This is a genomic window from Dactylosporangium sp. NPDC049742 (genome assembly GCF_040674675.1).
Lineage (GTDB): Bacteria > Actinomycetota > Actinomycetes > Mycobacteriales > Micromonosporaceae > Dactylosporangium > Dactylosporangium maewongense.
In genome coordinates, this window is record NZ_JBFANF010000051.1 from 267 (window position 1) to 11,423 (window position 11,157).

Sequence of the window (11,157 nt, forward strand, 5' to 3'; positions counted from 1 at the left end):
CTTTTCCGTCTCGCTGCCCTCCAGCATCTCGCCCAGTCCCAGCCTCTCGCGGCGCGCCGCCTCCCCGTCGTCTCCACCCCGGCGCCCCCGCCCCCCCCCCCCCCCCACGGCCGCGGCCCTGACCCGTCACCGTGGTGCGGTGCCGTAGTAGGCGGTCCGCATGATGTCGCGGAGGTCGTCCAGCATCGGCATCCGCGGGTTCGCCGGGGCGCACTGGTCCAGGTAGGCGTTCATCGCCTGCTGCGGCAGCGCGTCCAGGAACGTCTGCTCGTCGACGCCGGCGGCCTGGAACGACGGCTCGATGCCGACCTCGGCGCGGAGGCGCTCCACGGCGGCGGCGTAGGACTCCACGCCCTCCTCGGGGGTGCCGGCCGGCAGCCCGAGCGCCTGGGCGATCTGCTGGAAGCGCTCCGGGGCCACGTACCGCTCGTACTTCGGCCAGGCGGTCAGCTTCGCCGGCACCGTGCCGTTGTGGCGGATGACGTGCGGCAGCAGGATCGCGTTGGTGCGCCCGTGGGCGATGTGGAACGTGGCGCCCAGGGTGTGGGCCAGGGCGTGCACCATGCCGAGGAACGCGTTGCCGAAGGCCATGCCGGCGATCGTCCCGGCGTTGTGCATCTTCTCCCGCGCGGTCGCGTCGGTGCGGCCCTGGTGCACCGCCGCCGGCAGGTACTGGAACACCAGCTTGATCGCGTGCAGGGCGAGGCCGTCGGTGTAGTCGTTGGCGTACACGGACACGAACGCCTCGGTGGCGTGGGTGAGGCAGTCGAAGCCGCTGTCGGCGGTGACGTTCGCCGGCAGGTCGGCCGTCAGCACCGGGTCGATGATCGCGACGCTCGGGGTGAGCGCGTAGTCGGCCAGGGGGTACTTCATGCCGGTCTTCGTGTCGGTGATGACGGCGAACGGGGTGATCTCCGCGCCGGTGCCGGACGTGGTCGGCACGCAGACGAGCCGGGCCAGCCGGCCCAGGGTCGGGAACGTGAACGCCCGCTTGCGGATGTCGAAGAACTTCTCCCGCATGTCGGTGAACTCGGTGCCGGGGTTCTCGTACAGCAGCCACATCACCTTCGCCGCGTCCATCGGCGAGCCGCCGCCGAGCGCGATGATCGTGTCGGGGCGGAACGAGCGCATCAGCTCGGCGCCCCTCTCGACGGTCGCCATCGTCGGCTCCGGCTCGACGTCGTCCAGGATCTGCACGGTGACCGGGTTGGACCTGCCTTGCAGGACGCCGCGGATGCGGTCGACGTAGCCGAGCCGGGTCATCGTCGGGTCGGTGACGATCGTGACCCGGTGGACGTCGGGCAGGTCCGACAGGTACCGGATGGCGTTGGGCTCGAAGTAGATCTTCGGTGGGACCTTGAACCACTGCAGGTTGTTGGTGCGCCGGCCGATCCGCTTGATGTTGAGCAGGTTCACCGCCGAGACGTTGCCGGACACCGAGTTGCGGCCGTAGCTGCCGCAGCCGAGCGTCAGCGACGGCAGGAAGGCGTTGTAGACGTCGCCGATGCCGCCCTGCGACGACGGCGAGTTCCAGATGATCCTGACCGCCTTGACCCGCCGGCCGTAGGCCTCCGCGGTGGCGGCGCCGGCGGTGTGGATGACCGCGCTGTGCCCGAGCCCGTCGAGCTCGACCATCTGCTCGGCGAGGCGGAAGCCCTCCTCCGTCGAGCCGGCGCGCAGCACGGCGAGCACGGGGCACAGCTTCTCCCGGGTCAGCGGCTCGTCGGGGCCGACACCGCCGACCGGCACGAGGATGACCGAGGTGTCCGCCGGCACGTCGAAGCCGGCCCCGGCCGCGATCCACGCCGCGGAGCGGCCCACCACGTCGGGGTTGAGCCTGGCCCCGGCGCAGTTGCCGCCGGCGGCGGCACCGAAGATGAACCGCTCCAGCAGCTCCTTCTCCTGCGGCGTCGCGACGTGCGCGTGCAGCCGCTCGAACTGGGCGAGGGCCTGCTCGGCGATGGCGTCGTCGAGGATGACGGCCTGCTCGGAGGCGCAGATCATGCCGTTGTCGAAGGTCTTGGAGACCACGACGTCGTGCACGGCCCGCACCACGTCGGCGCTGCGTTCGATGTACGCGGGGACGTTGCCGGGCCCGACGCCGAGCGCGGGCTTGCCGGCCGAGTACGCCGCGCGGACCATGGCGCCGCCGCCGGTGGCGAGGATGACGGCCACCCCGGGGTGCTGCATGAGGGTCTGGGTCGCCTCGATGGACGGCGCCTCGATCCACTGGATGCAGTCGCGGGGCGCGCCGGCCGCGACGGCGGCGTCGCGGACCACCCTGGCGGCCTCGGCGCTGCACCGCTGGGCGGCGGGGTGGAACGCGAACACGACGGGGTTGCGGGTCTTCAGCGCGATCAGCGCCTTGAACACCGTCGTCGACGTGGGGTTGGTGACGGGCGTGACGGCGCAGACGACCCCGACCGGCTCGGCGATCTCGACGATGCCGTTGATCTCGTCCCGGGCCACGATCCCGACGCTGCGCAGGCCGGCGAGGCTGTGCGCGATGTGCTCGGAGGCGAAGACGTTCTTGACCGCCTTGTCCTCGAACACGCCGCGCCCGGTCTCCTCGATCGCGAGCTCGGCGAGGCGGCCGTGCTGGCTCAGCGCCGCGACGGAGGCCTTCTTGACGATGTGGTCGATCTGCTCCTGCCCCAGCGCCGCGTACGCGTCGAGCGCCCGCAGCGCCCTGGTCACCAGGCGGTCGACGGCCGGTGCTGTCCCTTCGACGGCCAGGACGGGCACGTCGAGCGGGGCGAGGGTCCCGGTCACCGTCATCACTTCCTTCCCGAGGGCGGCGCGGACCGGCGCGGCCCGCACCTCCATCCTTCGGCGGTCAGGGCGTCGCACCCAGTGCCCGACGTCCCGCGCGGGGATGACCAAGGTCCCGCCCGCGGACGACGGCGACGGGGCACGACGCGTTGCGCAGGAGCGCGCCGGTCCCCTCGCCGGCGCCCACGACGACGAGCGACGCGGCCCTCGCGGCGTCGAGCAGGCGGGCGGCGGGGTCGACGCCGTGCAGGGCGTCCAGCGCGACGGCGACGTCGGGATGCGCGGCACGCCGGTCGGCGATGGCCCGGCTGAGCAGCAGCCGGGTGCCGGCGTCGTCGCGCGGGTCGTCAGGTTCGCTGACGGCGCACACCCTGACCCCTGTGCCGCGGCGCTGCGCCGTCTCGAACGCGTGGTGGATCGCCGCCGCCGACGGCGCGGCCGCGTCGAGCCCCAGCAGGACCGGGCCGCACCCGGTGTCGCCGGCGCTCACGACCACGACGGGGCACGAGGCGTACGCCATCACGTGCGCGGTGACGGCACCGACGTGGATCCGTCCGGCCCCGCCGCGCGCCGGGGGCCGTCCGTGCCCGCGCCGGCCGAGCACGACGATGTCGGCCGAGCGGGCCACCCGTACCAGCGCGGCGGCCGGCGCCCGTTGCACGACCGCCGCCTCGACGTGCACGCCGGGGTGGGCCGCCACCAGCTCGTCGCGGACCGTGTCGAGCAGCCGCCACGCCTCCGTGTGGGCGTCGGCGGTGAGGTCGGGCGGCAGCAGGCCGGCGTACGCGACCCGGTCCAGCTGCGAGTGCACGAGCCGCACGACGCCCCGCCCGGCGGCGGCCTCGGCGGCGGCGTGGCGGGCCGCCGCCCAGCCGTCCGCGGAACCGTCGAACCCGGCGACGACCCTGATCCGTGTCGGCATGGCGGTCACACGTCGAACGTGTGGCCGAGACGGGCCGTCGTGTCGTCGAAGCCCCACTCGAGCTCGTCGTCGGTGACGCCGACGACGCCGTCGAGGCGGCGGATCAGGCGGACGGCGATCTGGGCGCTGCTGCGCCGGTCGATCTTCCCGGCGAGGGTCACGTGGCCGTCCGCGACGACGACGTCGACCTCGACCGGGTCGATCCACATGATGCCGCGCAGCACCGACTCGATGACGTCGGTGCGGATGGCGGCGTCCTCCCGCAGGTACCGCCGCAGCAGGTCCCGGCGGGAGACGATGCCGACCAGGTTTCCGGCGTCGTCGACGACGGGGAGCCGCTTGACGTTGCGGAGCTCCATGAGCCGGGCGGCGTCGGTGAGGGTCGCGGTCGCGGTGACGGTGACCGCGGGTGCCGTCATCAGCGCCTCGGCGTGCTCGCCGGAGGCCTTCTCCTTCGCCAGGCGCTGCCGGCGGCGTTCGAAGAGGCCGGCGTGTGCGCCGGCGCCCCACTCCACCTTGTGCAGCAGGTCCGCCTCCGACACCACACCCAGCACCCGGCGGTTGCCGTCGACGACCGGCACGGCGCTGACCCCGAACTCGACGAGGAGGTCGACGATCTGCTTGTACCCGAGGTCGGGTGCGACGGTGACCACGCCGGTGCTCATCACATCACGTACCAGCAGCGCAGACATCGACCTGCTCCCTTCCGGACGACGGTGGTCTCCCCTCCACCCTCTGCCGGGTCCGGTCCCGGCACATGGGCCGAAAGTCCCCCGGTCACGGGCCCACGGCCCCGACCGGTGGACGCCGGTCGGCGGCGCTGGTGGACGTTCGGCGGTCGCCGTCCGGTAGCAGTACAGGTCACTATCGGTGACGCAGGGTGTTCTGCCGCACACGGATCGGGAATCGCATGTCCAACGTCATACCTGAGGTCGCGGACGTCCACGTGGGCCGCCAGGCCATCTACGACCGGCAGGGCGACGTCGCGGCGTACGAGCTGCTGTTCCGCGACGGGCCCCGGGCCGGCGCCGCGACGGACGGCGGGTCGTTCGCGACGAGCCAGGTCATGGTCGCCGCGTTCACCACCGTCGGCGTCGAGGAGCTGGCCGGCGGGCGGCCCTGCTTCATCAACCTCACCGCCGACTTCCTGCTCGGCGACCTGCCGGTGCCGTTCGCCCCCGGGCACGCCGTCCTGGAGGTGCTCGAGACCGTCGACGTCGACGACCGGCTCGTCGAGGGCGTCGCCGCGCTGGTCGGCCGCGGGTACGTCATCGCCCTCGACGACTTCGTCCCCGGGTCGGGGCACGAGCGGCTCTTCGCCCTCGCGTCCTACGTGAAGGTCGAATTCCTGGGCACGATGGACGCGCAGCGCCGGGCGATCCTCGCCGCCCGGGCCGCGCACCCGCACCTGCGGTTCGTCGCGGAGCGGCTGGAGACCGCCGAGGACGTGGCGGAGGCGAAGGCGCTCGGGTTCGAGCTGTTCCAGGGGTACGCGCTGAGCCGGCCCGCGGTCGTGTCGGCCCGGACGCTGAGCGCCTCCCGGCTGCGCTGCGTGCACCTGCTCGGCCTGCTGATGGCGCCCGACGTGGGGCTGGACCGGGTCGTGTCGATCGTGTCGGGCGACCCGGCGCTGAGCTACCGGATGCTGAAGGCGGTCAACGCCGCCGCGGCCGGCGCCGCGCACCGGGTGTCGTCGGTGCACGAGGCGGTCGTCATGCTCGGCACCGCGCAGATCCGCGACTGGGTGACGCTGATGCTCGTCGGCGACCTCACCGAGGCCGGCGAGGAGCAGACCGCCGACATCCTCGTCCACGCGCAGCTGTGCCGGCTGATCGCGGAGAGCACCGGCGTCGCCGGCGACGAGGCGTTCACGGCGGGCCTGCTCGACGCCGTCGCGAGCCTGCTGGGCCTGCCGATCGAGTCCCTCGCCGGTTCGCTGCCCCTGGCCCCGGCGGTCCGCGACGCGCTGCTGCACGGCGCGGGCCCGCTCGGGGACGTGCTCGCCGCGGTCGGCGCCCACGAGCGGGGCGCCCCCACCCGCGCCGGCGGCAACCTCCTCATCAAGCACCTGGCGGCGCTCGCGTGGGCGACGAGGACGACGCAGGCCGTCCGCTCCACCTGATCCGGGACCAAGGTCCCTGTTCAGGAGGGTGACAGCGGGCGGATGCTCGGAAGCGTGTGCGAATACTGCGGCTGCCAGACCCTGGCGGCGATCGACGAGCTGACCCGCGAGCACGACACGGTGGTGAACCTGATCGGCGAGGTCCGCGCGGCCCGCGCCGCCGCCGACACCGGCGGGATGGCGGACCTGGCCCGGCGGATCGCCGCGGTGCTCGGCCCGCACACCGAGGTCGAGGAGAAGGGGTTGTTCCCGCTGCTGGCGGGCGAGTTCCCGGACCAGGTCGCCGCCCTGGAGGCGGAGCACGACGCGATCGAGGCGGTGCTCGGGCAGGCCGCCACCGGCACGCCCACCGACCCTGCGTGGCCCGACCGGTTCGTGCGGATCCTCGACGTGCTGCGCGACCACATCCTCAAGGAGCAGGACGGCGTGTTCCCGGCCGCGCTGATCAGCCTCAGCGGCGCCGACTGGGACGTCGTCGACGCGGTCCGCGCCCGCGTCGGCTCCCCTACGGGCTCCCCAGCAGGCGGTCCAGCACGGCGTTGAGGGCCGGCGACGGCGGGGCGCCCTCGAAGTCGAAGGTCACCGCCGGGCAGGCGTCGCGGGTGACGCGCACCTCGCGGGTCTCGCCGAGCACGTCGCGCAGCACGAGGACGTCGACCGTCCCCGGCGGCGCCGAGCAGTCCAGGTACGGGATCTCGCCGGCGGTCGTGCCCGCCGCCGCGTTCACGGCCGCGGCCGCGTCGCCGGCGGCGCCCCGGTCGGTGACCTGGCGGGTGCGGTCCCACGCGTCCCCGGCGCCGCGCACGTACCGGCAGGCGGTGACGGCGGCGAGCGGCGCCGGCAGGTAGCGGCGGTCGTCGCCGTAGGTGACGGTCCAGAAGTCGGCGACGGGGTCCGGGCTGAACCTGCCGTCGGCGGGCCCGGTCGTGAGCCGCTGCGCGCAGCCCGCGGCGGGCACGTCACCCGGCCGCGCCGCCGCGAGCTCCTGCGCCACGAACCGGCGGTCGAACGCCTCGACCGCCCGGTCGCCCTGATACCGGGTGACCGCCCCGCGCCGCACGAACCCGCACGCGCCCGCGAACTCGACCGTCGCGCGGCTGCCGTCGCCGTACTCCAGGGTGAGGTACCCGCCGCCAAGGCCGACGGTGAAGCACGGGTCGATGTCCGTGGTCGGGAGGGCGTTCAGCGCGGTGACCAGGCCGCCGACGTCGCGGGTCAGCACGAGCCGCCGCGGCGGGCCGGGCCGCCGCACGTGCAGCTCCGGGACCTCGATGTATCGGCAGAACACGGCACGGACCGCGCCGGCCCGGGCGAGGTCGCCGGCCGCGCTGGACGGCAGGTCCCCGTTGCCCCCGCCGAACCGTGCCGGCGGCGCCGCCGGGCAGTCCCCGGCGCCGGGCCGGCCAGGCAGACCCGTCGCTCGCGTGTCCGGGCCGGCCGGCACGGTGGGACCGGGCCTGGCGGTGGCGACGGCGGCCGCCCCGCCGATCAGCACGGCGGCCACGGCCACCGCGGCCAGCACACCGGTGAGCCGCCGCCGGCGCCGCACCTTCCGGCCGACCGCCGCGAGCCGGCCCGGCGGCGTCGCGAGCTCCGGCACGAGACCGTCGAGGAGCCGGCCGATGGCCCGGCCGTCGCCGTCAGGACGCGTCATGGTGGCCCACTCCCCCGTCGATTCCCTCGTCGATGAGCAGCGCCCGCACCGCATCGTCCTCGCGCAGGGCCCGCAGCGCCCGGAAGGCCAGGGTCTTCACCGTGCCCTCGGTGCAGCCCAGCAGCTCCGCCGTCTCCGCGACGGTGCGGTCCTCCACGTAGCGCAGCACGACCACGGCCCGCTGCCGGCCGGTGAGCCGGGCGAGCGCGCGCCGCACCCCGTCCCGCCCGGCCGACTCGGCGGCGACGTCCTCGCCGCTGGCCCGCTCCGGCGGCGCCGCGCTCGGCAGCTCGCCGCGCCAGCGCCGCTGCCACCAGCTGGAGTAGGTGGTGTAGAGGACCCGCCGCACGTACGCCTCGGGGCTGCCGCCGACCGCGATCCTGTCCCAGTGCTGCCAGCTGCGCGCGAGCGCCGTCTGCAGGAGGTCCTCGGCCCGCCCGGCGTCGCCGGTCAGCAGCCACGCCGCCCGCAGCAGCACGTGCGACCGCGTCGCCACGAACTCGGCGAAGCCTTCCGGTGGTGCGGGTGTTCGCGTCATCCGGCCCTCCCGCCGAGTAAACCGGATGGCCGGCGCCGGCGGTTGACAGCCGGGTGGCTCAGTGCGGCTTGGCGACGGTGAGCAGGACGGCGGCGTCGTCGAGGGCCTCGAGGGTGTGCCGGGCGTCCGGGATGGCGAGCAGGTCGCCGGCGGCGGCGTCGGTGGCGTCGGTGGCGGTGGCGAGCCGGACCCGGCCGTGCAGCACGTGCAGGGTCGCCTCGCCGGGGTTCTCGTGCTCGTCGAGCTTGCGGCCGGCGGCCAGGGCGATGAGCGTCTGGTGCAGCGTGCTGTCGTGACCGCCGTACAGGGTCTGGGCGCTGCGGCCGCTGGAGGCGGTGCGGGCGGTCGCCAGGTGCTGTTCGGCGAGCCCGGGGAGCGATGACGGGGACATGCGGATTCCCTTTCAGGTGGTACGGCGGGCCAGGGTGCTCATCTTGACGGCGGTGTAGACGGCGGCGGCGAGGGCGACGTCCGACAGCAGCATCAGGCCGATGGCGTAGGAGCCTTCCACCCCGTACACCCAGCCCATGACCAGCGGCGGGACGAACCCGCCGAGGCCGCCGGCCGCGCCGACCACGCCGGTGACGGCGCCGACCTTGTCAGCGGGCGCCACCTTGCCGACGAGGGCGAAGACGGCGCCGCTGGCCGCGCCGAGCAGGGCGGCCATGCCGAGGAACGCGATCGTGGCGACCGGCACCAGCGACGGCTGGAAGGCCTGGACGACGGCGAAGAACGCGGTGCCGGTGAAGCACCAGACGAGGACCGGGACGGGGTGGAACCGGTCGGACAGCCACCCGCCGGTGGGCCTGGCGACGACGGCGAGGACGACGAACCCGGCGGTGCGCAGGGCCGCGTCGTTGGCGGTGAGCCCGTAGGCGGTCTTCAGGTAGGCGGGTAGGTACACGCTGAAGGCGACGAACCCGCCGAACCCGACGGCGTACAGGAAGCACAGCTGCCACGTGACGCCGAGCCGGCTCACGTCGAGGACGCGGGAGACCGCCGACCCGGCCGGTCGCTGCCGGCCGGGGGCGTCGCGGATGAGCAGGAACGCGAGCACCGCGTAGACGGCGAGGGCGGCGGCGACGATGAGGAACGGGGTGTCCTCGCCGTAGGCGTCGGCGAGCTTGACGGTGCTGAAGTTGGAGATGGCGGTGCCGCCCATGCCGATGCCGAACACGCCGAGCGCGAAGCCCTTGCGGGCCGGCGGGTACCAGCCGGAGACGAGCGGGACGCCGACGGCGAAGGTGGTGCCGCCGAGGCCGAGGAAGAACCCGGTGACGATGAGCGCCGGGTAGGACGACACGACGGTCAGGGTCAGCACGGGCACGATGGTGGCGAGGCTGACGAGCGGGAACATGACGCGCGCGCCGTACCGGTCGGTGAGGGCGCCGACCGGGATGCGGCCGAGCGAGCCGACGACGACGGGCACGGCGACGAGCAGCGACTGGGCGGCGAAGCTCAGCCCGAGGCGCTCCTTGACGCCGGGCCCGAGCGGGCCGAGCAGTGCCCAGGCCCAGAAGTTCACGGTGAACCCGATCGTCGCCAGGATCAGGTTCCGCCCGGCGCCCGGCCCGGTCACCGCCGGCGCCGCGGGTGCCGGCGCCGGTGGGGCGGCCTTCCTGGTGACGGGTCTGCCGGTTCTCGGCATCTCACACCTCGGCTGTGGTCGGGCCGGCGTTGCCGCCGGCGGCGGGAGCGTCGTTGGTGGCGGGCGGGGCCGGGCGTTACCGCCGGCGGGCGGAAGCGTCGTCGGTGGTGGGCAGCTTCGGCGGGCCTTCCCAGCCGGGGCGGGCGGGGCGCAGCCCGGGCCTGGCGTCGCGGCTGCGGTACACCACGTAGGGGCGGGTGAGGTAGCCGACGGGGGCGCTGAACGCGTGCACCAGCCGGGTGAAGGGCCAGAACGCGAACAGCGCGAACGCCATGATGATGTGGACCTGGAACGACGTCGGCACGCCCGCCATGAGGTCCGGGTCGGGCTGGAAGACGAACAGCGACCGGAACCAGGGGGAGATCGTCTCGCGGTAGTCGTAGCCGTCGCCGGCGATGTTCGCCTTCACGGTCGCGAGCAGGCCGAGGACGATGACGGCGGCGAGCACCAGGTACATGCCCTTGTCGTTCTTCGTGGTGGCGGCGAAGACCGGCCCGGTGAGCCGGCGGCGGGCGATGAGGATCGCCATGCCGATCAGGGTGCAGAGGCCGGCGACGGTACCGATGAACACGGCCGACAGGTGGTAGGCGTGCTCGGTGATCCCGACCGCCTCCGTCCACGCCTTCGGCACCACCAGACCGCCGACGTGCCCGACGAGGACCATCAGGACGCCGAAGTGGAACAGCGGGCTGCCCCAGCGCAGGACTGCGGTCTCGTACAGCTGCGACGAGCGGGTCGTCCAGCCGAACTTGTCGTAGCGGTAGCGCCAGATCAGGCCGCCGACGAGGATCGCGACGGCGACGTATGGGTACACGACCCAGAGCAGGACGTTCATCGGCGGCCTCCGGTGGTGTCGACGAGTCCGAACGGTTCGAGGCCGACCTGCTCGACGGGCGGGCCGGTGCGGGCGAGCCGGACGGCGGCGGCGAGGTCACCGGGCTGGGCCGGTGGCAGCATCGCGCGGACCGCCTCGATCGCGTGCCTGTACACGGAGCCGTCGAGGGCCCCGCTCAGCAGGTCGAGGCCGATCCGGTTCTCCCGCAGCAGCCGCCAGCCGTGGTCGTCGGACGCGGCGGCGAGGTCGAGGACTGCGGGCAGGTAGTCGGGCAGCTCCCCGTCGACCAGCTCCAGGCCGGCGGCCTTGTAGCCGCCTGCGAACAGGACCAGGGCCTCGCCGCGCCGACGGGTGTCGCCGCAGGTGTAGTACGTCAGGTGCAGGCAGCAGCGGCGCCGGAAGTCGAACAGCTCCACGTACTCGGCGGCGAGCCGGCCCGGATCGGTCGAGGCCCGGTGGTCGGCGACGCGTCGCAGTGGCGCGGCGACCGCGGGTGGGAGTCCGTCCAGAGCGGCGGCGATCGTCGGTACCGCCGCCAACACGGATACGTCGGGGTAGCGCAGCAGCAGCGACGCCGCGCGGGCCGCGACGGGACGCCATGCGGTCATGCCGCCACCTCCGCTGCGCTCCGGCGTCGGCCTGAGCCGAACCTGTCACATGATGAGC

11 protein-coding genes are annotated in these 11,157 nt (G+C 74.2%); 2 read left to right on the top strand and 9 right to left on the bottom strand.

What is annotated here, in order from left to right; all coding sequences use genetic code 11:
* Positions 1 to 126: 126 nt before the first annotated feature.
* The 3 genes from adhE to AB0J72_RS42320 are packed head-to-tail and all read right to left on the bottom strand — an operon-like array spanning position 127 to position 4,386.
* Positions 127 to 2,826: a bifunctional acetaldehyde-CoA/alcohol dehydrogenase gene (gene adhE, locus AB0J72_RS42310; RefSeq protein WP_363410107.1), complete on the bottom strand. Its 2,700-nt coding sequence runs from the start codon at positions 2,824 to 2,826 to the stop codon at positions 127 to 129.
* Positions 2,827 to 2,836: 10 nt separating this feature from the next.
* Complete coding sequence (locus AB0J72_RS42315; RefSeq protein ID WP_363410110.1) at positions 2,837 to 3,694, bottom strand: universal stress protein; 858 nt, start codon at positions 3,692 to 3,694, stop codon at positions 2,837 to 2,839.
* Positions 3,695 to 3,699: 5 nt separating this feature from the next.
* Positions 3,700 to 4,386, bottom strand: coding sequence for a CBS domain-containing protein (locus AB0J72_RS42320; protein ID WP_363410113.1), 687 nt, complete (start codon positions 4,384 to 4,386; stop codon positions 3,700 to 3,702).
* A gap of 218 nt (positions 4,387 to 4,604) precedes the next feature.
* On the opposite strand from AB0J72_RS42320, the gene AB0J72_RS42325 reads away from it, so the two are divergent.
* Together AB0J72_RS42325 and AB0J72_RS42330 are read left to right on the top strand one after the other, a co-directional pair.
* Complete coding sequence (locus tag AB0J72_RS42325) at positions 4,605 to 5,816, top strand: HDOD domain-containing protein (RefSeq protein WP_363410116.1); 1,212 nt, start codon at positions 4,605 to 4,607, stop codon at positions 5,814 to 5,816.
* 42 nt (positions 5,817 to 5,858) lie between these two features.
* Positions 5,859 to 6,359, top strand: coding sequence for a hemerythrin domain-containing protein (locus tag AB0J72_RS42330; protein WP_363410119.1), 501 nt, complete (start codon positions 5,859 to 5,861; stop codon positions 6,357 to 6,359).
* Here AB0J72_RS42330 and AB0J72_RS42335 read toward each other — a convergent pair.
* From AB0J72_RS42335 to narJ, 6 genes are all read right to left on the bottom strand, one after another.
* Positions 6,322 to 7,470 (bottom strand): hypothetical protein, encoded by a 1,149-nt coding sequence (locus tag AB0J72_RS42335; RefSeq protein WP_363410122.1) that lies wholly within the window; start codon positions 7,468 to 7,470, stop codon positions 6,322 to 6,324. The two genes, AB0J72_RS42330 and AB0J72_RS42335, sit on opposite strands and share 38 nt — an antisense overlap.
* Positions 7,457 to 8,008, bottom strand: a complete 552-nt coding sequence (locus AB0J72_RS42340; protein ID WP_363410125.1) for a SigE family RNA polymerase sigma factor — start codon at positions 8,006 to 8,008, stop codon at positions 7,457 to 7,459. Before AB0J72_RS42340 ends, AB0J72_RS42335 begins: the two co-directional genes overlap by 14 nt.
* 58 nt (positions 8,009 to 8,066) lie before the next feature.
* On the bottom strand, positions 8,067 to 8,399 hold the full coding sequence (locus tag AB0J72_RS42345; RefSeq protein WP_363410128.1) for a LuxR family transcriptional regulator: 333 nt from the start codon (positions 8,397 to 8,399) through the stop codon (positions 8,067 to 8,069).
* A gap of 12 nt (positions 8,400 to 8,411) precedes the next feature.
* Positions 8,412 to 9,656 (bottom strand): MFS transporter, encoded by a 1,245-nt coding sequence (locus AB0J72_RS42350; RefSeq protein ID WP_363410131.1) that lies wholly within the window; start codon positions 9,654 to 9,656, stop codon positions 8,412 to 8,414.
* A 76-nt stretch (positions 9,657 to 9,732) separates the two neighbouring features.
* Entirely contained in the window at positions 9,733 to 10,491 is a 759-nt protein-coding gene (narI, locus tag AB0J72_RS42355) for a respiratory nitrate reductase subunit gamma (RefSeq protein ID WP_363410134.1), read from the bottom strand.
* Complete coding sequence (gene narJ, locus AB0J72_RS42360; protein WP_363410137.1) at positions 10,488 to 11,099, bottom strand: nitrate reductase molybdenum cofactor assembly chaperone; 612 nt, start codon at positions 11,097 to 11,099, stop codon at positions 10,488 to 10,490. The genes narI and narJ overlap by 4 nt, the downstream gene beginning before the upstream one ends.
* Positions 11,100 to 11,157: the final 58 nt, after the last annotated feature.